The following is a 24,352-nucleotide window of genomic DNA, read 5'->3' as shown; positions in this document are numbered from 1 at the left end:
CGCGCGCGCAAGTCAGGCGGGGCGCCTTTGCCGGACGGCGTTAACCGCCTCGCGCCAGCCGGTGACGCCGAAAAGCTGCAAGAACAGCCCGTAAGCGGCGATACCTGCCGCGATCAGCACGAGCAGGGAGGCTGCCTGCACGAAACCGTGGCTACCGGCCGACGGCAGCCCGCCCTCCGCGAGCCAGAGCAGGGCGCCCATCGCGAGCGCCGCGGCCAGGATGCGCGGCAGCCGGCGGCGCGCATCGGCGTCGATCGAGAAGCCGAAGGTCGCGGCCCCCTTGCGGATCAGTGCCAGTGCGTTGCTCCAGGCGCCGAGCGCGATGCCTGCGGCAATTCCGCTCGCACCGAAGATCTGCCCGAGCAGAAAGGCCGCCGCGATCGTCACCACGACCGCCTTCAGCGTCGCGAGCAGCGGCGTCAGCGTGTCCTCGCGCGCAAAGAATGCCGGCGACAGCGCCTTCACCAGCACATGCGCCGGCAAGGCCAGCGTCAGCCAGATCAAGGCTTGCGCGGTTGCCGCGCTATCCTGGGCGGTGAACGCGCCGTGCTCGAACAGCATCCGCACGATCGGTTCGCTCAGCACCATCAGGCCGAGCGTCGCCGGCAGCGCCAGCCCGACCGCGAGCTCGAGGGCACGTGATTCCGCATGCGCGATCGCGCTGGATTCGCCGCTGCGCACGGCGCGCGTCATCTCCGGGATCAGCACGGTGCCCATGGCGACGCCGACAATGCCGAGCGGCAGCTCGAGCAGGCGGTTGGCGAAATAGAGCCAGGACACCGCCGACGGCGAGGTCGATGCGATCACCGCGCCTGCCACCATCAGCCATTGCGGCGCGCTACTCGCGACCATGCCGGGGATCGCGCGGCCGAGAAAGCCGCGCATGTCAGGATCGAAGGACACGCGGAGCGGCGAGGCGAGCCTTGCGCCGCGCAGCGCCAGCATCGACAGTTGCAGGAAGCCGGCGATGCCGATCGTTGCCGCCATGACAATCGCGGCCTGCGCCGGCTCCTGCTGCCGCACCAGCAGCACGGCCATCACGGATATCAGCGCGATGTTGAACAACAGCGGCGAGAACGCGGTCAGCGCGAAGCGCCCCTGCGCGCTGAGCAGCGCCATCATCACGGTGACCGGGCCGGCGAAGGCGAGATAGGGCAGCATCAGCCTCGCGTCGTCGACGGCGAATTGCAGCGTGTCGCGGCCGACGAACCCCGGCGCGATCGCCGCGATCACCAGCGGCATCAGCACGCCGATGACGAGCGCGGATGCGATCACCGCGGCGCTGACGGTGCCGAGCACGCGGCCGGCAAAGGCGGTCGCGGCGTCCATGCCGCCGGCATCGCGCGCCTTCAGCCAGGCCGGCACCAGGGCGGCATTCAGTCCGCCCTCGGACAACAGCCGTCGCACAACATTCACAAGCTGGAATGCCGCCAGGAAGGCATCCGCCACCGGTCCCGTGCCCAGCAGCGCCGCGATCACGGAATCGCGCACGAAGCCGAGCAGTCGCGAGGCCAGCGTTCCCGAGGAGACCGTGAGGAATGAGCGGAACATTGCGTCTCTATAGCAGCAGCCTGCGTTGCTGCCAGCGGTGTCAGTCCCGTCATCCTGAGGTGCGAGCCTCTTCGGCGAGCCTCGAAGGATGAATCGGCCAAAGTCGGGCCGTTCATCCTTCGAGACGCGCTACGCGCTCCTCAGGATGACGGGTTGGCAGAGCGCAATGCTGACAGGGTTTCGCCCAAATAGCTTCCCTTGCTGCCCCGAGGCGTAACGTGATAGGCCGCCACTCTTGTTGGGTGGCGTTAACACAGGGCAGGTCTATGGCTGACGCAAAATACGACGTTCTTGGGATCGGCAACGCGATCTTCGACGTGCTGGTGCAGACCGACGAGGGGTTCCTTGCCCGTCACGGCATGACCAAGGGCTCGATGCAACTGATCGACGAGGCGCGCGCCACCGCGATCTACAGCGACATGGGGGTGGCGACCGAAATGTCGGGCGGCTCGGCCGCGAACACCATCGTCGGCGTCGGCAATCTCGGTGCCCGCGCCGCCTATGTCGGCAAGGTCAAGGACGACCAGATCGGCAAGCTCTACGTCCACGACATCCGCGCCGCCGGCGTCGCCTTCGACACCGCGCCGGCCAGGACCGGACCGGCCACCGGCTGCTCCTACATCCTGGTGACGCCGGACGGGGAGCGCACCATGAACACCTATCTCGGCGCCGCGCAGGATCTGACGCCGGACGATATCGATCCGAACCAGATCGCAGCCGCCAGCATCATCTATCTCGAGGGCTATCTCTGGGATCCGAAGAACGCCAAGGACGCTTTCGTGAAGGCGGCTGATATCGCGCATGGCGCGGGCCGCCAGGTCGCGCTGACGCTGTCGGATTCGTTCTGCGTCGATCGCTACCGCGACGAATTCCTCGATCTGATGCGCAAGGGCATCGTGGACCTGGTGTTCTCCAACGAGTCCGAGCTGCACTCGCTATACCAGACCTCGGATTTCGACACCGCGCTGAAGCAGTTCGGCAAGGACACCAAGCTCGGCGTCGTCACTCGCAGCGAGAAGGGCTGCGTCGTGATATCAGGCGACAGCGTCGTCGCGGCGCCGGCCTCGCCGATCGACAGGCTGGTCGATACCACCGGCGCCGGCGATCTGTTCGCCGCCGGCTTCCTGGTCGGTCTCGTGCGCAATGTCGGCCATGAGAATGCCGGCCGGCTCGGCGCGCTCGCCGCCGCCGAGGTGATCCAGCACATCGGCGCCCGGCCGCTGGTGTCGCTGCAGGATCTGGCGAAGCAGCAGGGGCTGCTGGTTTAAGGGCGCCGCTCTTTCTCGCCTCGCCCCGCCTGCGGGGAGAGGCCGGATCGCATCGCAAGATGCGATCCGGGTGAGGGGGAGTCTCCGCGTACTCATCTTCATCCAGTTTGCGGAGGCGGCCCCTCACCCCGACCCTCTCCCCGCAAGAGCGGGGCGAGGGAGAAGAGAGATCACGCCGTCTTCGCCGCCTTCAATCCGAGCCGCTGCTCGACCGCGTCGCGCATCACGAACTTCTGGATTTTCCCCGTCACCGTCATCGGGAATTCCTCGACGAACTCGACATAGCGCGGGATCTTGTTGTGGGCGATCTGGCCATGGCAGAAGGCGCGGACCTCGTCGGCGGTGAGCGTTTCACCCTGCCTGATCCTGACCCAGGCGCACAGCTCCTCGCCATAGCGCTCGTCGGCGACGCCGAAGATCTGCACGTCCTGGATCTTCGGATGGCGGTAGAGGAATTCCTCGATCTCGCGCGGATACAGGTTCTCGCCGCCGCGGATCACCATGTCCTTGATGCGGCCGACGATGTTGCAGTAGCCCTCGTCGTCGATCACGGCGAGATCGCCGGTGTGCATCCAGCCATTGGCGTCGAGAACATCGCCGGTCTTTTCCTTCTCGTCCCAATAGCCGAGCATGATGCTGTAGCCGCGGGTGCAGAGCTCGCCGCGTTCGCCGCGCGGCATCACCTTGCCGTCGAGATCGACCACCTTGACCTCGACATGCGGATGGATGCGGCCGACGGTCGAGACGCGGCGCTCCAGCGGATCGTCGGTCGCGCTCTGGAAACTCACCGGGCTGGTCTCGGTCATGCCGTAGGCGATCGTCACCTCGCGCATGTTCATCTCGGTATTGACGCGCTTCATCACCTCGATCGGGCAGGGCGCGCCGGCCATGATGCCGGTGCGCAGCGACGACAAGTCGAAGCGCGCGAAGTCGGGATGGTCGAGCTCGGCGATGAACATGGTCGGCACGCCGTACAGCGTCGTGCATCTCTCCTGCGCGACCGTCGTCAGCGTCGCCAGCGGATCAAAACCTTCGCCGGGATAGACCATGGTGGTGCCGAGCGTGACCGAGGCGAGGTTGCCCATCACCATGCCGAAGCAGTGATAGAGCGGCACCGGAATGCAGATGCGGTCCGCTTCGGTCAGCCGCATGGCGAGGCCGGTGAAGTAGCCGTTGTTGAGGATGTTGTGATGGGTCAGCGTCACGCCCTTGGGCGAGCCGGTGGTGCCGCTCGTAAATTGAATATTGACCGGATCGTCGAACTGCAGGCTTGCGCCAAGCGCCGCAAGCTGCTCGCGAGGGCGATCGCCGCCCATCTGCGATACCGCATCGAACGGAATGGTGCCCGGCGCCGCCGGTCCGCCGATCTGGATCACGGCGCGCAGTTGCGGCAGCCGCGCCGAGCGCAGATGGCCGGGCTCGGAGCTCGCAAGCTCGGGCAGCAGCGTGTTCAGCATCTCCATATAGGCCGAGGTCTTGAATGCGGTCGCCGTCACGATCGCGGCGCAGCCGACCTTGCCGAGTGCGAATTCGAGCTCGCTGAGGCGATAGGCCGGATTGATGGTGACGAGGATCAGTCCGGCTTTCGCGGCGGCGAATTGCGTCAGCGTCCATTCCGGGCGGTTCAGCGACCAGATGCCGATCCGCTCGCCGCGTTGCAGCCCGAGCGCGATGAAGCCCGCCGCCAAGGCATCGACGCGCTCGGCGAATTCGTTCCAGGTCCAGCGCACATGGTGACTCGGCGAGACCAGCGCCTCGCGCTCGCCCCAGCGCGCCCGTGCGCGGTCGAGGCTGCGGCCGATGGTCTCACCGAGCAGCGGCGTATCGGAAATGCCGCAGACATAGCTGTCGGCCTTGCTGTCTCCCTTGGGTGTGGGTGCCAAGCTCGTCCTCCTCGTGGTCGTGTTCGTGTCGTCACGCTTTTTGCGCGATCTTAGTCGTTTGGCGCCGATCGGACAGGCCCGACCTATGGCGGGTGTGGTTTTCGATTGTAGCGGCGACGGGTTCCGCTTCACCTTGCCCCGCGTGCGGGGAGAGGTCGGATCGCATCGAAGATGCGATCCGGGTGAGGGGGAGTCTCTGCGAGTCCAATTGCGACCGTCTGCGCGGAAGCAGCCCCTCACCCCAACCCTCTCCCCGTAAGAACGGGGAGAGGGAGAGGAGTCCCGTCACGGCTGGTACGACTTATCTCATCGAGCCTTACGCCGCCCTCTGCCCGCTGCCGGCATCCAGCCCGGCATAGATGCCCTTCTCGAAGCCTGCGAAGGCTTCCAGGCTGTGCTTGTCGGCGAACGGCAACAGCTGGGTCAGGATCACGCCGCAGACGTCGCGCGACGGATCGATCCAGTAATAGGTGTTGGCAAGGCCCGCCCAGGCGAGGCTGCCGGCGCTGCGGCCTTCCGGCGTCTTGGCGGTGTTGATGAGGAAGCTCAAGCCCCACTTCTTGACGATGTCGGGATAGAGATCGACATCGTTGGTGTACATCGGCAAGGCCGTCGTCATCTTGCCGACGGTGAGCTCGCCGATGTGATTCTGCCCCATGGTCGCGACCGTCTCGGCCTTCAGCACCTGATTGCCGTTGCCTTTGCCCTTGTTGAGGATCATCTGGCAGAACTTGATGTAGTCGGCCGCGGTCGAATACAGGCCGCCGCCGCCCATGTGGAATTCAGGATTCTGCTCGAGCTCGAACGGGATTGCCGCCAGCGTGCCGTCCTCGCCGCGGGCGTGCATGCCGACCAGCCGCTTGCGCATGTCGTCAGAGATCTTGAAGGCGGTGTCACTCATGCCGAGCGGCGCGAACACGTTGTCGCGCAGATAGGCATCGAGCTTCTTGCCGGATGCGGCCTCCACCGCCTTGCCGACGAAGTCGATATTGGTGCCGTATTCCCAGCGCGTGCCGGGGTCGGTCATGATCGGCGTCTTCAGCGCGGCATTCAGGCAGGTGATGATGCCGGGCGTGCCGGTCTTTTCCAGATACTTGCCGAGATTGCCGTCCCACATGTCGTAGGCGAAGCCGGCGGTGTGGGTCATGAGCTGGCGCAGCGTGATCGGCTTTTTCGCCGGCCGCAGTTGCGGTTCGCCCTTGGCGTCGAAGCCGTCGAGCACCTGCACCGCGGCGAGATCGGGCAACAGCTTGCCGATCGGCTCGTCGAGCGAGAGCTTGCCCTGCTCGACGAGCTGCATCGCGCCCGCCGAGGTCACCGCCTTGGTCATCGAGGCGATCCAGAACACGCTGTCCGCCGTCATGGGATCGCTCTTGGAGAGGTCGCGCTGGCCGAACGCGCCTTCGTAGATCACGTCCTTGCCGGTGGCCGCGATGGCGACCACGCCGGGAATTTCCTTTGCCTCGCTCTTCTGGCGCAATACCTGATCGATCTGAGCCTTGCTCTGCATTGGGGGCTTCCTCCGGTGGGGTTTATTGTTTTGAAGTGGGCGGATCATCCTCCCGCTTTTCCGCTCCCGCAAGGCGGGCGCGATGCGACGACGTCGCGATGTCGTGAAGGCCGGCCGCCAGGAACGGCCTTGGTCGGGAGGCGTTCACCACGCGCGCAGATTTTGCAGGGGACTTCGAGCAAGTCCCGGTGACCTTCGCGGGTGGCCACGGTAACGTGATCAAGGAATGATTTTCGTACCTGATTATTTGCATTAACGCATTCAGATCGCTGCACAAACGGTGCGGCGGATTGGACCGGATTTGACGAAAAGATTCGTCATTTCCCGCCTTGCGGGGGCGCAGCAATGATTTCGACATGGAGTGAATGGAAGCGCTATCCGCGGCCGGGCCGCGGCGAGAATATCGAAGCGCCGATCAGCCCAGGTCTCTACGAAGTCCGCTACGCAGGTACCGGCGCGCTGCACTCGTTCGAGGCCGTCGAGAATGTCGCGCGGGCGCTGGCGCTGCTGCAGACCGGCGCCAAATCCTGGTTCGGCCGCCGCGATGCGCGGGCCCAGGCCGACCTCGAATACCGGACCTGCGCGACCTCGACCAAGGCGGACGCCAAGGCCGCGGCCGAGCGCATGATCGGGCGTCGTGAAACCTATATGTCCGGCGGCGCGGTCTGATCAGAGCCGTCATTCCGGGGCGATGCGCAGCATCGAACCCTCAGGTGCGCAACTGCGCACCGAGAATCTCGAGATTCCGAGTTCGGCTCTTAGAGCCGCCCCGGAATGACAACCCTCCAACAATCGCGCCGCGTTTGCGTCCAAGCAGGGTCGCGCCCGGCGCCGGTGCATCGCAGCGGCTTTCCGCTTATATAGGCGGCGAACACCCCCAAGAAATTCCAGAAATGACAGGAGTAACGCCATGACCCCGCCCGTTGCCGCACGCGCCACCCAATCCGCAGCATCCTCCCTGCAAAGCCGCCTGAAGGACCCCTCGCTGCTGCGCGACCGCTGCTACATCGACGGCGCCTGGGTTGGTACCCCCGAATTCGCCGTCAACAATCCGGCGACCGGCGTCGAGCTGATCAAGATCCCGCAGCTGAGCGCCGATGACGCGACCAAGGCCGTCGAGGCCGCCGAGCGCGCGTTTCCGGCCTGGGCCAAGCTGACCGCGAAACAGCGCTCCAACATCCTGCGCAAATGGTTCGATCTGATCATCGCCAACCGCGAGGACCTCGCGCTGATCCTGACCTCCGAGCAGGGCAAGCCCCTGGCGGAAGCGCTCGGCGAGGTCGATATCGGCGCCGCCTATGTCGAATTCTTCGCGGAAGAGGCGCGGCGTGTTTACGGCGAGACGATCCCGACCCAGCGTCCGGACGCGCGTCTGCTTGCGATCCGGCAGCCGATCGGTGTCTGCGGCGCCATCACCCCATGGAATTTCCCGAACTCGATGATCACCCGCAAAGTCTCGCCGGCGCTGGCGGCCGGTTGCACCGTGGTGCTGAAGCCCGCCAACGAGACGCCGCTGTCCGCGCTCGCGCTCGTTGCGCTGGCCGAGAAGGCCGACGTGCCGAAGGGCGTGTTCAACATCATCACCGGTGATGCGCCGCCGATCGGCAAGGTGCTGTGCGAGCATCCGGCGGTGCGCTTCGTCGGCTTCACCGGCTCGACCGAGGTCGGCAAGATCCTGTACCGGCAGGCGTCGGTCGGCGTGAAGAAGCTCGGCCTCGAGCTCGGCGGCAACGCGCCGTTCGTGGTGTTCGACGACGCCGATATCGATGCCGCCGTCGAAGGCGCCATCGTCTCGAAGTATCGCAACATGGGCCAGACCTGCGTCTGCGCCAACCGTCTCTATGCCCAGGACAAGATCTACGACGCGTTCGTATCGAAGCTGTCGAAGAAGGTCGCGGAGATGAAGATCGGCGACGGCACGGAGCAGGGCGTGACGCAGGGGCCGCTGATCAACATGGAAGCGATCGAGAAAGTCGAGCGGCATATCGCCGACGCTGTCAAGGGCGGCGCCAAGATCGTGACCGGCGGCAAGCGCTCGTCGCTCGGCCGCAGCTTCTTCGAGCCGACGGTGCTGTCGGATGTGCGGCCGGACGCGCTGGTCTCGCACGAAGAGACCTTTGGCCCGCTCGCGCCGGTGATCCGCTTCAAGGACGAGGCCGACGTGATCGCGATGTGCAATGCCTCACCGTTCGGCCTTGCCTCCTACTTCTATTCGCGCGACATCGGCCGCGTCTGGCGCGTCGCCGAGGCGCTGGAGTCGGGCATGGTCGGCGTCAACTCCGGCCTGATCACGACCGAAGTGGCGCCGTTCGGCGGCGTCAAGGAATCGGGCCTCGGCCGCGAAGGCTCGCGCCACGGCATGGATGAATATGTCGAGATCAAATACGTGATGATGGCCGGCGTCTGATCGCCGGGCTGCGTGTCCCTTCGCCCTGGCGGGCGAGGGGACGCATGCCCGTGAATTCATCGATTGTCGTTGTCGATCGCTCCGTCCGCCGGCATTCGCGGTCTGCGACAATTCATCACGACGATTGGATGTATCGCGCGGAGCGCAGCGACGATCGCATCAAGAATCTCTCTAACCTCGAGAGCGTCTGTCGGGCGATCGAACCGCGTACGCGCCTCGCCATTTCAAGGACGGAATAAGCGAAACGCGGAATCTGCCGCATCAATGTCGTCTTGCGCGGCAAGCTTTATCCCCGTCGCTTAGATGCGTTCTAGTTGGCCTCACAACGCATGCTGCTTATGCCCCGGTGGTCGTGCTCGAACCCTGATGATGTTCGAGGCGAAGCCAGGAAGAATCCGGGGACCTCATGCTCGTCAGTTCAAACGCTCCACGCGCATTCCAATTCGCGTGCGCGTCTCTCCTCCTTTCCGCGGTCCCTTCGCTCGCCCAGTCTCCGGAGCAACCACCCGCGAGCAGTGTTGCGCCGCTGCCTCCAGTCGTCGTCACCGCCCCGCAGCATCGAGCCACGCCGGTTCGGAGGCCGTCGTCGTCGCACTCAGTGCGCTCGTCGGCATTGCGTCAGGTGAGCAGGCGCGAGCACGCGACGCAGGCTGCGGCCACGCCGACGGCCGGCGCGCAGCAGGCGGCGTTACCTGTGCCCTATATCGGCGGCCAGGTCGCGCGCGGCGGGCAACTCGGCCTGCTCGGCAACAAGGACTATATGGAGGCCCCGTACAGCCTGACGAGCTACACCGCGAAGACGATCCGCGATCAGCAGGCAACAAGCGTTGCGGAAGTGCTGACCAATTCCGATCCGTCGGTGCGTGCTGCGATCGGCAGCAGCAACCGTTACGACGCATTGACCATTCGCGGCTTCCGGGTCGAGAACAGCGAAATCGCCTTGAACGGACTCTACGGCCTCGTTCCAGCCTACCGCGTCAATCCGGCTCCCATCGAGCGCATTGAGCTGCTCAAGGGGCCGGGTGCCTTTCTCAACGGAATGGCTCCGCAAGGCAGCATCGGCGGCACGGTCAATGTCGTGACGAAGCGGGCGGCGGAGGACATCACGCGCCTGACCGCCGGCTACATCTCGGATGGACGTTTTGGAACGGAGCTGGACCTCGCACGCCGCTATGGCGAACAGAAGGAATGGGGCGTTCGCTTCAACGGCGGGATCGATGGCGGCAACACCACGATCGATCGGCAGTCGGCGCGCAACGGCGTGGGCTCGCTCGGCGTGGACTATCGTGGAGAGCGCTTTCGCTGGTCGGCGGACATCATCTCCCAGGACGACTGGATGAAGGCGGCCCAGCGCGGCTACACGCCCGTGCCCGGCATCGCCATGCCGAGCGCCCCCGATCCGCGCATCAATCTCGCGCAGCCGTTTGACTATGCGCGGTCGCAGAGCCTGACCGGCTTGACCAGGGCCGAATACGATCTCAGCAACAGCGTCACCCTGTTTGGTGCGATCGGCGGCAACCAGTTCCGCTACGACAAGCAGGAAGATCCCGGTGCCACGCTGCTCAACACCGCAGGCGATGCCCTGGGCACGTCACGGTTCCAGACCGGCAAGTCGGAGGGCGCCTCCGGCGAGGCGGGTATACGCGCGCGTTTCGACACGGGTCCTGTCGGCCACGAGGTCGTGGTCAGCGGCAGCGCGCAAAACCGGACGGACTGGCTCGGCCAGACCAACTACGCGACCTACCTGACCAACATCTACAGACCGACCTTGCTGACGACCGCCGGCACGCCGGTATCGACATTCGCGGAGGGCAAGTCCGGCTTCCTCGGGCTGCGTAGCGTCGGTGTTGCCGACACCATCACGACTATGGGGGGCCTGTTGCAGGTGATCGTGGGCGCGCGCCAGCAGCAGGTGATCGCGAACAGCTTCAATCCAGTCAGCGGCCTGGAAACAACGCACTACGACGATAGCGCGACGTCGCCTTCGATCGCCTTGGTGGTGAGGCCGATCAAGCAACTCTCGCTTTATGCCAATTACATCGAAGGGCTGACGCCGGGGCCGACGCCGCCCTCTGGCGCGGTGAATACCAATGCGGTGTTTGCGCCGTTCAAGACGCGACAAGTCGAGGTCGGCACGAAGCTCGATCTCGGAGGCTTCGGTGCGAGCCTTGCGGCGTTCCAGATCAGCCAACCGAGCGGTGTGATCGATCCCGTCACCAAGATCTACAGTCTGGATGGCGAGCAGAGAAACCGCGGTATCGAGCTCAATACCTTCGGCGAGGTCACGCCCGGCGTCCGCGTTCTCGGTGGCGTGACCTGGCTTGATGCCCGGCTTACCCAAACGCAGGGCCACCTCTACGACGGCAATCACGCGATCGGCGCGCCCGACCTGCAGGGCAATCTCGGTGTCGAATGGGATACGCCCTTCGTGCCCGGCCTCACCGCGACGGCGCGCGCCATCTACACCAGCCGGGCCTATGTCAATGCCGACAACGTCCAAAGCGTTCCCGCCTGGGCGACCTTCGACATCGGTGCGCGCTACGCGACGACCCTCGCGGGGCGTCCGACCACCTTCAGGGCGTCACTGACCAATCTGTTCGACAAGCACTACTGGATCGGCAATCCAACCTGTTATGTAATCAGCGGCATGCCGCGGACGCTGTGGCTTTCCATGACAGTGGATTTCTAGCAGAAAAGCCGAGGGCCATCGCGCGCCACACGCTGGTGTGCGGTGGCCGCTCAGTCGTCCCGGCTGTGTTGCGAAAGATCCGCCGCCGATCCGGCGATTGCGTCACACGCCCTTGTCGTTCGGGTTGGCGACGGCATCCCTCAGCGGCGCCGTCATCGGAAAATTCAGGTTCACGTTCTTCGGCGGGATCGGCCGCGTGAACCATTTTGCGTAGAGCTCCTGGAATTCGCCGTTCTTCATCATGGCGACCAGCGTCTTGTCGACCAGCGTCTTGAACTCCGGATCGCCCTTGCGGATGATCAGCCCGTAGGGCTCGGTGCGCAGGCTGTCGTCGATGATGCGCCAGTCCGCAGGGTTGCGGCTGCCGGCGATCAGGCTCGCCAGCAGAATGTCGTCCATCACGAAGGCTTCGCTGCGTCCGGTGGTCAGCGCGAGGAACGATGCGGCGTGGTCCGCCGTCAGGATGTTCTTGGTCTGAAAGTTCTTCTCCTGGGCCCGTGCACTCAACAGTCCGATCGAGGTCGAGCCCGAGGTCAGCGAGACCGGCCGGCCGCCGAGATCCTCAAAGGTCTTGATCGGCGCGTCCTTCTGCACCACCGCGCGGATGCTCGACACGAAGATCGTGTTGCTGAAGGTGACGACCTTCTGCCGCTCCAGCGTATTGGTGGCGGGACCGCAGACGATGTCGATGGTGCCGTTCTCGATCAGCGGGATCTGGGTGGAGAGCTGGATCGGCTGCAGCCTGGTTTGCAGCGCCGGCAGCTTGAGCTCGGCCTTCACCGCATCGACGATCCGGGTGCAAAGGTCCATCGCAAAGCCGACCGGCTTCTGGTTGTCGTCGAGATAGGAGAACGGGACCGAGACGTCGCGGTGGCCGAGCCGGATTTCGCCGGCATCGCGGATCTTGGCCAGGGTGCCGCCGGACGATTGGGCCTGTGCCGGGGCGGACGCCGCCGCAAGAAAAGCTAGGCAGATCAATCGCTTGGTGGCTTGATGCATCGGGTGCTCGCGAACGTTGGCAATATTGGATATGATAAGGCGAGATTTTATACACAGCATTGCATAATCGGCAAACTGATTTTATACAATCGGCTAGGCTGGATATCCTGGCCGCCGCCGCCGCACAGCGAGAGAGAAGCCGGATGGAGCCCGCAACCGTCACCAGCCATCGAGGGGCCGGACCCCACGGCTCCGCACCGGACGCCGTGCGCGAGGCATTGCGGACCGCGATCAGCTCGGGCGAGCTCGCACCGGGATTGCAGCTGCGTCAGGACGAGCTTGCCGCGCGGTTCGGGACCAGCCGCATCCCGGTGCGCGAGGCGCTGCGCCAGCTCGAGGCCGAGGGCTTTGTGACCTTCCTGCCCAATCGCGGCGCGGTGGTCTCGGATTTGTCGATCGACGAGGTGATCGAGCTGCTCGAGATCCGGATCGCGCTCGAATGCCACGCGCTGCGCCTGGCGATCCCGGCCATGGGCGAGATCGATCTCGATGAGGCGACGAAAATCCTCCGCGCCTACGATGCCGAGCCCGATCCGGCGCAATGGGGCGCCTTCAACTGGAAATTCCACGCCACGCTCTACGCGCCGTGCAATCGCCCGCGCCTGCTCAGTATGATCGAGGCGAATTACGGCCATGTCGGCCGCTTCACGCGGGCGCTGGTGTCGCAGGCGACCGGAAAGGAGCGGCCGCAGCGCGAGCATTACCGGCTGCTCGAATTCTGCCGCGACGGCGAGGTCAAGAAGGCGGTCCGGCTGCTGCGCGATCATATCGAGGAGACGCAGAAGACGCTGCGCTCGGCGCAGCGCCAGGCGCTGCGCGATGCAGGCGAGGGTCGCCCTGCCTGATCGTCGTTCAGACAATGTGAATGATCGCGGGCTGCGCTGCGCGGCCGCAGGAGAATGCGCGTGAAGACCAATGACGTCGAAATCCTGGTGATCGGTGCGGGCATCGTCGGCATCGCCACGGCCTATTACCTCGCCGTTCAGCACAAACGTTCGCGCCTGCTGATCGTCGACGAAGGCCAGCCGATGGCATTGACCTCGGCGCAGTCGGGCGAGAACTACCGCAACTGGTGGCCGCATCCGACGATGGCCGATTTCACCAATCATTCCACCGACCTGATGGAGGCGATCGCGCGCCGCAGCGACAACCGCATCCACATGACCCGGCGCGGCTATCTTCTGGTCACGCGCGAGGAGAAGCCCCAAGAGCTGCTGCAGCAACTCCATGCCGGTTATGGCGCGCAGGCCGAAAAGTTGATCCGCATGCATGAGGGCGCCAGCCGAGGCTATCTGTCGCCGGATTCGGCGGACTGGCAGAGCGCGCCCGACGGGGTCGACGTCCTGCTCGGCCGCGACCTGATCCAGGCGCACTATCCGAGCTTCGACAAGGGGGTCGCGACCGCGCTGCATATCCGCCGCGCGGGCGACATCAGCGGCCAGCAGCTCGGCCAGTACATGCTGGAGACCATGCGGCCGCTCGGCGCGCAATTCCAGCAGGCCAAAGTGCTCAGCATCGCGAAGACCGACCGCTTCTCCGTCGAGGTGCTGGCCGATGGCGCGAGGCAGATCATCAAGGCGGACATCATCGTCAACGCCGCAGGCCCGTTCGCGGCGCATGTCGCGGCGATGCATGGCGAAGAGCTGCCGATCTTCAATGTGCTGCAGCAGAAGATCGCGTTCGCCGACCGCAACCGCGCGGTCGATCGCAAAATGCCGTTCGCGATCGATCTCGACGGCCAGACGCTGGGCTGGTCCGATGACGAGCGCGAGGCGCTGTCAGCAGCGCCGGAATTTTCGCGTCTGCTGGCGCCGATGCCGGGCAGCATCCATTGCCGGCCCGACGGCGGCGATCACGGCGAGTGGATCAAGCTCGGCTGGGCGTTCAACGCGGAACAGACCACCGAGCCGGTTCGCGAGCCGGAGCTGAATCCCTATTTCCCCGAAGTCGTGCTGCGCGCGGCGATCCGGCTGCAGCCAAAGCTCGCGCAATATCTCGGCGCGCTGCCGCGCGACCGCGTGCATTACGGCGGGTACTATCCGATGACGAGAGAGAATTGGCCACTGATCGGGGCGGCGAAGACGCCAAGCGTGTTCCTCGCCACCGCGCTGTCGGGCTACGGCACCATGGGCGCCTGCGCCACCGGCGATCTCTGCGCCCGCGCCGTGGTCGGCGCGCCCGTGCCGGCCTTCGCCCGCAGTCTTTCGCTCGCGCGCTATCAGGATAAGGCGCTGATGGCGGAGCTCGCGGCGAGCGAAAGCCGCGGGTTGCTGTAGCGTATCCGCGTCCTCGCTTCAGCGTCGTAGCCCGGATGAAGCGAAGCGAAATCCGGGACCCATATTGCTGGGGGGCGATAACCCCGGATTGCGCTGCGCTCCATCCGGGCTACGCCTTGTCTAGCGCCGCAGCACCGCAATCGTGCGATTGGCAAACGTCAGCCGCTCCGCCATCACCGACACGAAATAGGTCAGCAGCTTGTGGCTGAGCTCGGGGTCCTCGTCGCGGATCGCGGCGAACTGGTGGGTGTTCAGCACATAGAGCACGCTCGCCATCTCGGCCTGGATGGTGGCGCTGCGCGGGGCCTGCGAGACGAGGCCCATCTCGCCGATCGTGGTGTAGCGGCCGAGGCTGCGCACCCGGGTGGAGCGGCCGTCCTCGGCGGGCACCATGATGCCGACGCGGCCGTCGAGGATGAAGTGCATGGAATCGGCGGCGTCGCCGGCGTGCACAATGACCTCGCCGGCGTCGACCTCGATGCGCTGGCAGCGCCGGATCAGCGCGTCGGCGTCGTTCTCGCTGTCGAGCATTCCCGCGAACCAGCCGCGCAGGTCGGCCTCCTCCTGCGCGAGCTCCTGGTGCTGCGCGATGATCTCGTTCTCGCACCACTCCAGCGCGCGATCGAGCTCGTCGATCACGGTAACGCCCTCGGCGATGAAATCGCTGGAGCGGAGCACCTGCTCGGCCTTGGCCGACAGATGCACCAGCACCAGCTCGACGCCGACCTCGTGCGCGCTGCGCTTGATCTGCGCAAAACTGTAGGCCGCCGATGAATCGACGCCGGTAACGAGCTTGAAGTCGAACAGCAGATAGCGGCACTCCGGGTGCTCGCGCAGCAGCGCCTTGACGTGCTGGTACAGCCGGTTGGCGGAGCCGAAGAACAGATAGCTTTGCAGGGTCAGCCCCTGGATCTTGCCGCCATGGGCCGACAACACCTCGCGGTCGTCGCGCGAGCGATCCAGCGAGCTGCGATATTCCGAGCCGTCGAAACCGTATTTGATCGCCTCGACCCGCGCCGCGCTGAGCGCAAAGGTGGCGCAGCCGATGATGATGCCGATCAGGATGCCGGGCACGAAGCCCCAGGTCACGATGATGGCGATGATCGCGAGCAGCGACACATATTCTGTCTGCGACAGCCGCTTGCGCGATTCGATTATCCATTTATGCAGCTGGTCGGCGCCGAGATAGATCAGGAGGCCGCCGAGCACGAATTTCGGCATGTAGCCGAGCAGCTGCGGCGCCGCCGCCAGCATCAGCAGCGAGATCGCAGCGACCGTCAGCCCCGAGAGCCGGCTGCGTCCGCCGCTGGAGAAATTCAGGATCGAGCGGCTGACCGAGATGCAGCCGGCATAGCCGGCCAGCGCGCCGGTCAGGATGTTGGCGAAGCCGGTGATATTGAGCTCGCGCTCGAGATTGGCCTCGCGATGTACCGCGACCTCGATGCCGGTGGTGTTGAACAGTGTACTCGCCGCGGTGACGAACACGACGGCGATCATGTTGCCGAGCAGGTCCGGCACCGCCGACCACGGATATTGCGCAAGCTCGGCCATGTGCCACGGCAGCATGAAGGTCGATGCCGGCGGCGGCTCGAAGGTCCAGCCGGTCAGATGCGCTTCCTCGGGCGTGATGCCGATGATCCAGAATACGAGGTGCGCCACGATCACGCCGCCGATCAGGATGATCGGCAGACCGAACGGGGTGCGCGAGCGATGCCAGGTCAGATACAGCACCAGCGCCATCGCGCAGGCGGCACTGAGCTCGGAGATCGTGATGATGTTGGTGAAGTGGAAGAGGGTGCTGAGCTGCACAGGGTAGCCGGTGATCACCCTGATCGCGCCCAGCACGATCAACAGGCCGGTCGCCCCGAGGAATCCACCGACGACAGGGTAAGGCACATAGCGGATGGCGCGGCCGAACCGTGTCAGCCCGAGACAGCACAGCACGATGCCGGTGACGATGGTCGAGAGCCCGAGCGTGATCAGCACCGGCGCAAGCAGCAGCGCCGTCGGGTTGGCGGCACTGACGCGCTCGACCAGCGAGGCCATCAGGATTCCCGTCACCGCCGCGGTGGAGGTGTCGGGGCCGGCGACGGCGAAGGGCAGCGAGCTACCGAGCGCGATCAAGGTCGCGAGCACGGCCGAGGAAATGAATGTCGCCGCCACGCCGTATGACAGATAGGGCGACAATGGCCCGGCGAAGATCAAGAGCGCGTAGGACAGGCCGAACGTGATGCCGAGCACACTGGCAGCGCCGCCGCCGAGCACGTCGTGCATGGCTCGCCGCGCTTGCGAGCCGAAGTAGAGCGATCGACCAATCACGTTAAAAAATGTCCTGAACTTTCGCCGCCAGTCGTAGACGAGCCCGGCGCAGGACGACAACAGGATTTTTGTGACAGTCGGTTCTCAACGCGGGCATTTCGCTTCTCGCGCAGAGCGCGGCGAAACCCAGCGCCGCAGAATTGCGTCAACCTCCCCTTGAAAAGGGGAGGTCGCTTTGCTCGTCAGAGCAAAGCGGGTGGGGATCTGCTTTCTCCGCACAGAGCGTCGCCTGCGGCTGACCCCCATCCCGGCCTTCCCCCTTTCAGGGGGAAGGAGAAGTCTAGCGAGACGTGATCTTCAGCCGTGGCCGCCCTCACTGCCGAACGCGCCGTGACGGCCGACGCCGGAGGCAAAGCGCGCCGCGCCCGACAGCGTTTCGCCTGACGCTATCACGTCGAGCCCGCCGCGCATCTCGTTCCTGATCGCCTCTTCCTCGTCGAGGTCCCACTGCCGCAGCGCCGACAGCCGGTCGGCGCGCAGGCAGTTCTGCGGGAATCTCGCGATGTCCTTGGCGAGCGAGATGGCGTGCGCGCGCGTCTCGCCCTTCGGCACCAGCCGGTTCGCGAGCCCCATGCGATGCGCCTCGGGCCCGGCAACCGGGCGTCCGGTGAGGATCAGGTCGATCGCCTGCGAATGGCCGATCAGTCGCGGCAGGCGGATGGTGCCGAGATCGATCAGCGGCACGCCGAAGCGGCGGCAGAACACGCCGAAGGTTGCGTCCTCGGCCACGACGCGCATGTCGGCCCACAGCGCGAGCTCCATGCCGCCGGCGACCGCAAAGCCTTCGATCGCGGCGATCACCGGCTTCGACAGCCGCAGCCGGCTCGGTCCCATCGGCGCGATCGTGTCGTGGCCGCCGACCTCGCGCTTTTTCTCGGGATCGCCCGCCGCCACCGCCTTCAGATCGGCGCCGGCGCAGAAATAGCCGCCCGTGCCGGTGAAGACCGCGACGGATGCGCTCGCGTCCGCATCGAAGGCGAGAAACGCGTCATACAGCTTGCGCGCGGTGGCGCCATCGACGGCGTTGCGGTTGTGCGGACGGTTGATCGAGATGATGGTGACAGGACCGTCGCGCTCGACGAGCACGGTATCGGCATCGGACATGGGGCGCTCCCTGGGCTGTTCTTGTTGTGCCCGGAGAGTGGCATCAGAGGTGAGTTCGTTGCAACACCTCAGCCGTCATTGCGAGGAGCGTAGCGACGAAGCAATCCATGCCTCGGCTTGTGGCGCCATGGATTGCTTCGCCGAGCCTGTCATCGGGCGCGCCTTCGCGCGACCCGTTGGCTCGCAATGACGCTGCGGCTAAACCTTCAGCTCGCTTCCCGTCACGCGGCGATACGCTTCCAGATACCGCTTGCTCGTCGCATCCACCACGCTGGCCGGCAGCGGCGGGGCCGGCGCGTCGCCGTTCCAGCGGCCGGCGCGGCGCTCGACGTCGAGATAGTCGCGCAGTGGCTGCTTGTCGAAGCTCGGCTGCGACTGGCCGGGCTTGTAGGCATCGACCGCCCAGAACCGCGACGAATCCGGCGTCATCACCTCGTCGATCAGGATGATGCGGCCGTCCTTGTCGCGGCCGAACTCGAATTTGGTGTCGGCGATGATGATGCCGCGGGCGCGGCTGGTCTGCTCGCCGTAGCTATAGACGTCGCGCGCCATCTTCTCCAGCGTCGCGGCGACGTCGGCGCCGACGATCTCGCGCACCCGCTTAACCGTGATGTTCTCGTCATGGCCGGCCTCGGCCTTGGTCGCCGGGCTGAAGATCGCGGGTTCGAGCTTCTGGCTCTCGACCAGGCCGGCCGGCAGCTTCTCGCCGGCAAGCGTGCCATCGGCTGCATACTCCTTCCACGCCGAGCCGGAGATGTAGCCGCGGATCACGCATTCGATCGGGAACACGGTGGTGCGCTTGCACAGCATCGCGCGGCCGAGGATGTCGGCGCGATGATCCTTCAGTTCAGGCACCGCGCGGATGATCTCGTCGGCATCGGCGCTGATCATGTGATGCGGCACGGTGCCCTCAAGCTGCCGGAACCACCAGGCGCTGATCTGGGTCAGCACCGCGCCCTTCATCGGAATGGTTTCCGCCATCACCACGTCGAATGCCGAGATGCGATCGGTGGTCAGCAGCAACACGCGATCGTCGCCAACGGCGTAGATATCGCGCACCTTGCCGCGGCCGATCCGGGGCAGGGGCAAATCGCTGGATAGCATCGCGGTCATGGGCGAGGGTCTTTCTAGGTGGCTTTGCAAAGACGAGCGCCCGCACGAGGCGTGCGGGCGTTCGAGGTTATCACAGGAAATAGCTCACTCCGGTAGCGGAATGAACTCGTGTTCGTGCGGAACCTGCGCGAAACGCCCGGTTTTCCAGTCCTGTTTGGCCTGCTCGATCCGCTCCTTGGATGACGAGACGAAATTCCACCAGATGTGGCGCGGCCCTTCCAGGGCGTCGCCGCCGAGGAACATCATGCGGGTCGGCCGCAGCGTCTTGACGGTGATGCGGTCGCCGGGCCGGAAGATCAGGAGCCTCGGCCCCTCGTGGCGGTCGCCCGCGATCTCGACCTCGCCGTCGACGAGGTAGATCGCGCGTTCCTCGTGATCGGGGTCGAGCGGCACCGAGGTGCCGGCCTTTGCGGTCACCTCGGTGTAGAACCAGGGCGAGACCATGCTGACCGGCGAGGTGATGCCGAACGCGGAGCCCGCGATGATGCGCGCGGTGAAGTCGCGCTCGGAGATCATCGGCAGATCGCCGGCGCCATAGTGCTGGAACGACGGCGCGATCTCCTCCTTGCCCGCCGGCAGCGCGATCCAGCTTTGCAGGCCCAGCATCTTCTGGCCGTCGCGGCGCTGCACGTCGGGGGTGCGCTCGGAATGCGCGATGCCGCGGCCCGCGGTCATCAGGTTCATCGCGCCGGGCTGGATCTCCTGGATGTTGCCCTCGCTGTCGCGGTGCATGATGCTGCCGTCGAACAGATAGGTGACGGTGGCGAGCCCGATATGCGGATGCGGCCGCACGTCCATGCCCTTGCCGGCGAGATACTGCACCGGCCCGAAATGGTCGAAGAAGATGAAGGGCCCGACCATCTGCCGCTTGCCGTGCGGCAATGCGCGGCGCACCGCAAAGCCGTCGCCGAGATCGCGGGTGCGCGGCACGATGATCAGATCCAGCGCGTCGCAGGTCTTGGGATCGCCGAGTTCGGGATCGGTCGAGGGCTGCCAACTCATGTCGGACTCCTTACAGTAGTGTAGCGATGATACTCTCTTGCCGTGATCATACTCTCTATCCGTCGTCCCGGCCAAGCCAACGGGTCGGCGCGAAGCGCCGCCCGATGACAGGCTCCGCGCGAGCCGGGGCCCATAACCACCGATGCTAGTCTTGCGAAGGCTGCGGCCCCAGCCCTGCTCATCAAGTGTTATCGGTGGTTATGGGTCCCTGCTTTCGCAGGGACGACGAATTACTTGTGGCTTGCACCTGCTCTCGATGGCAGCAAGTTCAAACTTGGAAACCGGAGACAGTCATGGTTTCTCTGATCAAGCCAGGCGCAAGACTGCTGCAGGTCGATGGTCCCGTGATCGAGACCGCGCGGCTCATCCTGCGGCCGTGGCGCGCATCCGATGTCGCTGAGAACACGAAAATGCTGTCCGATCCCGAGACGGCGCGCTTCATCACGCCGGATCATCAGCCGGTCACGTCGGCGCTGAAGGGCTGGCGCAATGCCGCCGTCATCTCGGGCCACTGGGCGCTATACGGCTTCGGCATGTTCGCGGTGGAGGAGAAGTCTTCCGCCCACTACATCGGGCGCGTCGGCCCGTATTATCCGCCGGAATGGCCCGGCTTCGAGGTCGGCTGGGGCATCGCCAAAGAGCATCGCGGCAAGGGCTATGCGGTGGAAGCGGCGCGTGCCGCGATCGACTTTGTGTTCGCGAACTTCACGGTCGACCGCATCATCCATTGCATCGATCCGGCCAACGCAGCTTCCCAGGCCGTGGCGCGGCGGCTCAGTGCCGTGAATGATGGGCCGGGCCAGCTCGAGGGTGACGTCGTCGATATCTGGGTGACGTCGCGTCAGCGCTGGCAGCGCGAGCCATCTTGAAAAACCACGTCCGACCGACGATTGTTCGGCGATGACATCGGCTGCTTCACATTGGGCCGCACTTGAACTCTGCCTGCGCAGCGCCAGCGTGGCGCTGCTGCTGGTGCTTGCCGCCTTGCTGCTCACTGACTTTCGCAAGGCGCTTTCCGGGCGCCTTGCAGCCGCCTTCGCGCTCGGCGCGGCCGCGCATGCGGTGACCGCCTCGATCGGCGCCGGGCCGCCGGTCTCGGACTGGCATGCGCCACTGATCGCGCTCTCGACCGGCGATATCGTGGTGTTCTGGCTGTTCACGCGCGCGCTGTTCGATGACGCGTTTCAGCTGCGCTGGTGGCACGGCCTGATCTGGGCCGCGGTCGTGGCCTACAGCTTCGTCAGTTGCATGTGGATTGCACCCGCCGGTCACGCGCAGATCGCGATCATCATGGTCAATTCGCTCACGCTCGCCTTCGTTGCGCTCGCGGTGGCGCAAACCATCGGATCGTGGTCGGCGGATCTGGTCGAGCGTCGCCGACGTGTCCGCGTCTTCATCGTCGCCGCGTCTGCGCTGTACGGCGGATTGAACGCGCTGCTGCAGATTGCCTATGCCGGCAGCCGCGTGACCGTGGAATGGGCCAACCTGGTGAACGCGGCCGTGCTCACCGCCATCGTGGCCGCAACCACCTGGGCGATGATGCGCGTCGACGGCGCCGACCTGTTCACGGTGCCGGCGGAGGCTGTCGTGCTGACGAAGCCAGCCGCGGCCGAGGAGGCAGCCGACCGCAAGCTGGTCGATGCCCTGATGCGGCTGATGGCGGACGAGCGGGTCTACCGCCACGACAACGTCACCATCGGCACGCTGGCGACCCGGCTGAAGATTCCCGAATATCGTCTCCGGCGGCTGATCAACCAGCGGCTCGGCTACCGCAACTTCAATGTCTTCTTGAACAACCACCGGATCGAGGAGGCCAAGGCGGCGCTCGCCGATCCTTCCCAGGCCGAAGTCCCGGTCATCACCATCGCCATGGATGCCGGCTTCCAGTCGCTCGGCCCCTTCAACCGCGCCTTCAAGGCGACCACCGGCGTGACGCCGACGGAGTACAGGAAGCTGAAGGCAAGCGCGGTGTAGATGTCCTGCTTGCGGCGGATACCGCTGCACCCTCTCCCCTTGTGGGAGAGGGTGGATTCGATGCGGTAGCATCGAAGCCGGGTGAGGGGTTTGTCTCCGCGGATAGAGACCCCTCATCCGTCGCGGACTTCGTCCGCGCCACCTTCTCCCACAAGGGGAGAAGGTAAGGGGCGTCGTGATTACAGGCCCTTGTAATCGCTGTAGAATTCCAGAATCGACCAGTCGCCTCCAATCCTCGGCCAGCCCGATTTCCAAATCCGGCGAGCGCTCTCCCGCCACCTGCGGCCTGATCCGGCCACGCGCCCATTGCGCCATGCCGGAGGATTCCGTGACCCGTCGAAAGCTCTTTCTCATTCTCGCCGCCACCACCGCCTTCGGTGCGTTGGCGCTGTCCGCCGCCCGCGCCCGCGATGTGCCTGAGGTCGCGACCGGCTTTGTCGCCAATGTGATCTGCTCGGAGACCTTCGTCAGCGGGCTCGACCCCAGGCGAAACCTGACCGAGACCACTGACGCGATGCCGGGGGCCGGCCTGATCACCTGGGCGATGGACACCGAGGTCGACCTCGACCGCAAGGACGTCACCGTGACGCTGTTCGGGCTTGGCCGCAGCCATGCGGTCTATCGCGAGGGCATGGGCTGCACGCTCGAACATGGCGAGACGCTGGCCGGGACTGCGCTGCCGTCCGCCGAGCGGCAGGCCGCGCTGCTGCCCGAGATCGCGGGTCCGGAGCTCGTCCCGCCGCAGACCCCGCAGCTTGCGGCTGCGCTCGACCGCGCCTTTGCCGAGCCGGCCGAGCCGCCGTTCCGCCGCACCCGCGCTGTCGTCGTGATGAAGGATGGCCGCATCGTCGCCGAGCGCTACGCCAACGGCATCGGCATCGACACGCCGCTGCTCGGCTTCTCCATGAGCAAGTCGGCGATCTCGGCCCTGATCGGAATCCTCGTCCGCGAGGGCAGGCTGACGCGCGACCAGCCGGTCCCGATCGCGGCCTGGCGGAATCCCGACGATCCGCGCCACGCGATCACGGTCGACGAGCTGTTGCGCCACACCGCAGGGCTTGCGCTCGGCAGCTCGCTGCAGGCGTCGCTGGCATCCGTGCTCGAGCCGGTCAACCGCATGAAGTTCATGGAATCGGATATGGCCGCCTTCGCCGCGAGCGCTCCGCTGGAGAGCGCGCCCGGCCGGGTCTGGAACTATCACGACGGCAACTACCTGATCCTCTCGCATCTGATCCGCAACGCCGCCGGCGGGCATGCGGCTGATGTGATGCGCTTCGCGCGGGCCGAATTGTTCGATCCGCTCGGCATGCGCAATGTCGTGATGCAGTTCGATGCTGCGGGCACACCGGAAGGATCGGGTGCGATGATGGCGAGCGCGCGCGACTGGGCGCGCTTGGGTCAGCTCTATCTCAATGACGGCGTGGTCGGCGGCAAGCGCATCCTGCCAGAGGGCTGGGTGAAGTACTCGGCATCGCCGACGCCGAATGCCTGGGTCGGCTATGGCGCGGGCTTCTGGACCAATCTCGGCGACAGCTTTGGCGCTCGCTTCCGTGTCGAGCACGGCTGGCCGCGCGATGCCTTCTTCGCCAAGGGCACGATCGGGCAATATGTGATTATCGTGCCGTCACAGCGGCTCGTCATCGTGCGCCTCGGCCGCTCGCCGAACATGCCGCCCGAGGCGGACGGCGTGTTCGATCTGGTTCGCGATGTGGTTACATCGACTTCCATAAGTCCGCGGCTCGCGGGCGGCAATTGACCGGCACGTCACACAGCGCCCGCGCGATCGTGAATTGAATCTCGGCCTCCGGAATTTTCTGATGCGATGGCGCATCTCGTGAGGAGGTGCGCCACAGTTTCTTGAACCACGCGTCAGCCGGAGACCATCATGCCGAAAGCCTACTGGATCGTGCACGTCACGGTTCACGACGAAGCGCGCTATCCCGAATATCTCGCCGCCGCGATGCCGGTATTCGCCAGATACGGCGCCAATTTCATCGTGCGCAATGGCCCCTATGAGGTGATGGAAGGCACAACGCGCCAGCGCAACTTCGTCATCGAGTTCAGGGATCACGCCACTGCGATGGACTGTTACACCTGCCCGGAATATCAGGCCGCGAAGGCGATCCGACAGAAATATTCAGAGGGGGATTTTGTGATTATCGATGGAGCGGAGTAAGGCGCGCCGTCATTCCGGGGCATGCGAAGCATGAGCCCGGAATCCATTTCGCCACGCGGGCGATGACACCGCGCTGTTTGA

18 protein-coding genes are annotated in these 24,352 nt (G+C 65.4%); 10 read left to right on the top strand and 8 right to left on the bottom strand.

What is annotated here, in order from left to right:
* Positions 1-12 precede the first annotated feature (12 nt).
* Entirely contained in the window at positions 13-1,551 is a 1,539-nt protein-coding gene (gene murJ, locus ACVW1B_RS34360) for a murein biosynthesis integral membrane protein MurJ (protein ID WP_253605866.1), read from the bottom strand.
* 266 nt (positions 1,552-1,817) lie between these two features.
* Between murJ and ACVW1B_RS34355 the strand changes: the two genes are divergently transcribed.
* Positions 1,818-2,819 (top strand): adenosine kinase, encoded by a 1,002-nt coding sequence (locus ACVW1B_RS34355; protein ID WP_253605868.1) that lies wholly within the window; start codon positions 1,818-1,820, stop codon positions 2,817-2,819.
* A 170-nt stretch (positions 2,820-2,989) separates the two neighbouring features.
* Here the strand turns inward: ACVW1B_RS34355 and ACVW1B_RS34350 are convergent, their stop codons facing one another.
* Complete coding sequence (locus ACVW1B_RS34350; RefSeq protein ID WP_253605870.1) at positions 2,990-4,702, bottom strand: AMP-binding protein; 1,713 nt, start codon at positions 4,700-4,702, stop codon at positions 2,990-2,992.
* Positions 4,703-5,018: 316 nt separating this feature from the next.
* Positions 5,019-6,212, bottom strand: a complete 1,194-nt coding sequence (locus ACVW1B_RS34345; protein WP_092080985.1) for a serine hydrolase domain-containing protein — start codon at positions 6,210-6,212, stop codon at positions 5,019-5,021.
* A gap of 345 nt (positions 6,213-6,557) precedes the next feature.
* Here ACVW1B_RS34345 and ACVW1B_RS34340 point away from each other — a divergent pair, with 345 nt between their 5' ends.
* The 3 genes from ACVW1B_RS34340 to ACVW1B_RS34330 all read left to right on the top strand — a co-directional run bounded on the left by ACVW1B_RS34340 (position 6,558) and on the right by ACVW1B_RS34330 (position 11,308).
* On the top strand, positions 6,558-6,881 hold the full coding sequence (locus ACVW1B_RS34340) for a hypothetical protein (protein WP_092080983.1): 324 nt from the start codon (positions 6,558-6,560) through the stop codon (positions 6,879-6,881).
* Between the two features lie 241 nt (positions 6,882-7,122).
* Entirely contained in the window at positions 7,123-8,619 is a 1,497-nt protein-coding gene (locus ACVW1B_RS34335) for an NAD-dependent succinate-semialdehyde dehydrogenase (protein ID WP_253605871.1), read from the top strand.
* A 622-nt stretch (positions 8,620-9,241) separates the two neighbouring features.
* Positions 9,242-11,308 carry a TonB-dependent receptor gene (locus ACVW1B_RS34330; RefSeq protein ID WP_253605872.1) on the top strand — a complete coding sequence of 689 codons (2,067 nt, stop codon included), beginning with the start codon at positions 9,242-9,244 and terminating at the stop codon, positions 11,306-11,308.
* A gap of 102 nt (positions 11,309-11,410) precedes the next feature.
* Here ACVW1B_RS34330 and ACVW1B_RS34325 read toward each other — a convergent pair whose 3' ends face one another.
* Positions 11,411-12,307 (bottom strand): amino acid ABC transporter substrate-binding protein, encoded by an 897-nt coding sequence (locus ACVW1B_RS34325; protein WP_253605873.1) that lies wholly within the window; start codon positions 12,305-12,307, stop codon positions 11,411-11,413.
* A 143-nt stretch (positions 12,308-12,450) separates the two neighbouring features.
* Between ACVW1B_RS34325 and ACVW1B_RS34320 the strand changes: the two genes are divergently transcribed.
* Positions 12,451-13,152, top strand: a complete 702-nt coding sequence (locus tag ACVW1B_RS34320; protein WP_253605874.1) for a GntR family transcriptional regulator — start codon at positions 12,451-12,453, stop codon at positions 13,150-13,152.
* A gap of 54 nt (positions 13,153-13,206) precedes the next feature.
* Positions 13,207-14,583, top strand: coding sequence for an NAD(P)/FAD-dependent oxidoreductase (locus tag ACVW1B_RS34315; protein WP_253605875.1), 1,377 nt, complete (start codon positions 13,207-13,209; stop codon positions 14,581-14,583).
* Between the two features lie 120 nt (positions 14,584-14,703).
* Here ACVW1B_RS34315 and ACVW1B_RS34310 read toward each other — a convergent pair whose 3' ends face one another.
* The 4 genes from ACVW1B_RS34310 to ACVW1B_RS34295 all read right to left on the bottom strand — a co-directional run bounded on the left by ACVW1B_RS34310 (position 14,704) and on the right by ACVW1B_RS34295 (position 20,121).
* On the bottom strand, positions 14,704-16,857 hold the full coding sequence (locus tag ACVW1B_RS34310; protein WP_456823080.1) for a SulP family inorganic anion transporter: 2,154 nt from the start codon (positions 16,855-16,857) through the stop codon (positions 14,704-14,706).
* A 342-nt stretch (positions 16,858-17,199) separates the two neighbouring features.
* Positions 17,200-18,006: a crotonase/enoyl-CoA hydratase family protein gene (locus ACVW1B_RS34305; protein WP_253605876.1), complete on the bottom strand. Its 807-nt coding sequence runs from the start codon at positions 18,004-18,006 to the stop codon at positions 17,200-17,202.
* Between the two features lie 198 nt (positions 18,007-18,204).
* Positions 18,205-19,119 carry a phosphoribosylaminoimidazolesuccinocarboxamide synthase gene (locus ACVW1B_RS34300; protein ID WP_253605878.1) on the bottom strand — a complete coding sequence of 305 codons (915 nt, stop codon included), beginning with the start codon at positions 19,117-19,119 and terminating at the stop codon, positions 18,205-18,207.
* Positions 19,120-19,203: 84 nt separating this feature from the next.
* Entirely contained in the window at positions 19,204-20,121 is a 918-nt protein-coding gene (locus ACVW1B_RS34295) for a pirin family protein (RefSeq protein ID WP_028335539.1), read from the bottom strand.
* Between the two features lie 293 nt (positions 20,122-20,414).
* On the opposite strand from ACVW1B_RS34295, the gene ACVW1B_RS34290 reads away from it, so the two are divergent.
* The 4 genes from ACVW1B_RS34290 to ACVW1B_RS34275 all read left to right on the top strand — a co-directional run bounded on the left by ACVW1B_RS34290 (position 20,415) and on the right by ACVW1B_RS34275 (position 24,271).
* Positions 20,415-20,990 carry a GNAT family N-acetyltransferase gene (locus ACVW1B_RS34290; RefSeq protein ID WP_253605880.1) on the top strand — a complete coding sequence of 192 codons (576 nt, stop codon included), beginning with the start codon at positions 20,415-20,417 and terminating at the stop codon, positions 20,988-20,990.
* 31 nt (positions 20,991-21,021) lie between these two features.
* A complete protein-coding gene (locus ACVW1B_RS34285; protein ID WP_456822763.1) occupies positions 21,022-22,095 on the top strand; it encodes a helix-turn-helix domain-containing protein in 1,074 nt (357 codons plus the stop codon).
* A gap of 328 nt (positions 22,096-22,423) precedes the next feature.
* Positions 22,424-23,851, top strand: coding sequence for a serine hydrolase domain-containing protein (locus ACVW1B_RS34280; protein ID WP_456822762.1), 1,428 nt, complete (start codon positions 22,424-22,426; stop codon positions 23,849-23,851).
* A gap of 129 nt (positions 23,852-23,980) precedes the next feature.
* Positions 23,981-24,271, top strand: a complete 291-nt coding sequence (locus ACVW1B_RS34275) for a DUF1330 domain-containing protein (RefSeq protein ID WP_253605886.1) — start codon at positions 23,981-23,983, stop codon at positions 24,269-24,271.
* The last annotated feature ends 81 nt before the right edge of the window (positions 24,272-24,352 follow it).

This window comes from Bradyrhizobium sp. USDA 4502 (genome assembly GCF_054063355.1).
Note: the sequence above shows the minus strand (reverse complement) of the source record. Positions and strands in the feature narration are given on the sequence as shown.

Coding starts and splice junctions, on each gene's coding strand:
- murJ (WP_253605866.1), bottom strand. CDS start 1,551: ATGTTCCGCTCATTCCTCACGGTCTCCTCGGGAACGCTGGCCTCGCGA.
- ACVW1B_RS34355 (WP_253605868.1), top strand. CDS start 1,818: ATGGCTGACGCAAAATACGACGTTCTTGGGATCGGCAACGCGATCTTC.
- ACVW1B_RS34345 (WP_092080985.1), bottom strand. CDS start 6,212: ATGCAGAGCAAGGCTCAGATCGATCAGGTATTGCGCCAGAAGAGCGAG.
- ACVW1B_RS34340 (WP_092080983.1), top strand. CDS start 6,558: ATGATTTCGACATGGAGTGAATGGAAGCGCTATCCGCGGCCGGGCCGC.
- ACVW1B_RS34335 (WP_253605871.1), top strand. CDS start 7,123: ATGACCCCGCCCGTTGCCGCACGCGCCACCCAATCCGCAGCATCCTCC.
- ACVW1B_RS34325 (WP_253605873.1), bottom strand. CDS start 12,307: ATGCATCAAGCCACCAAGCGATTGATCTGCCTAGCTTTTCTTGCGGCG.
- ACVW1B_RS34320 (WP_253605874.1), top strand. CDS start 12,451: ATGGAGCCCGCAACCGTCACCAGCCATCGAGGGGCCGGACCCCACGGC.
- ACVW1B_RS34315 (WP_253605875.1), top strand. CDS start 13,207: ATGCGCGTGAAGACCAATGACGTCGAAATCCTGGTGATCGGTGCGGGC.
- ACVW1B_RS34310 (WP_456823080.1), bottom strand. CDS start 16,857: ATGCACGACGTGCTCGGCGGCGGCGCTGCCAGTGTGCTCGGCATCACG.
- ACVW1B_RS34305 (WP_253605876.1), bottom strand. CDS start 18,006: ATGTCCGATGCCGATACCGTGCTCGTCGAGCGCGACGGTCCTGTCACC.
- ACVW1B_RS34300 (WP_253605878.1), bottom strand. CDS start 19,119: ATGACCGCGATGCTATCCAGCGATTTGCCCCTGCCCCGGATCGGCCGC.
- ACVW1B_RS34295 (WP_028335539.1), bottom strand. CDS start 20,121: ATGAGTTGGCAGCCCTCGACCGATCCCGAACTCGGCGATCCCAAGACC.
- ACVW1B_RS34290 (WP_253605880.1), top strand. CDS start 20,415: ATGGTTTCTCTGATCAAGCCAGGCGCAAGACTGCTGCAGGTCGATGGT.
- ACVW1B_RS34285 (WP_456822763.1), top strand. CDS start 21,022: ATGACATCGGCTGCTTCACATTGGGCCGCACTTGAACTCTGCCTGCGC.
- ACVW1B_RS34275 (WP_253605886.1), top strand. CDS start 23,981: ATGCCGAAAGCCTACTGGATCGTGCACGTCACGGTTCACGACGAAGCG.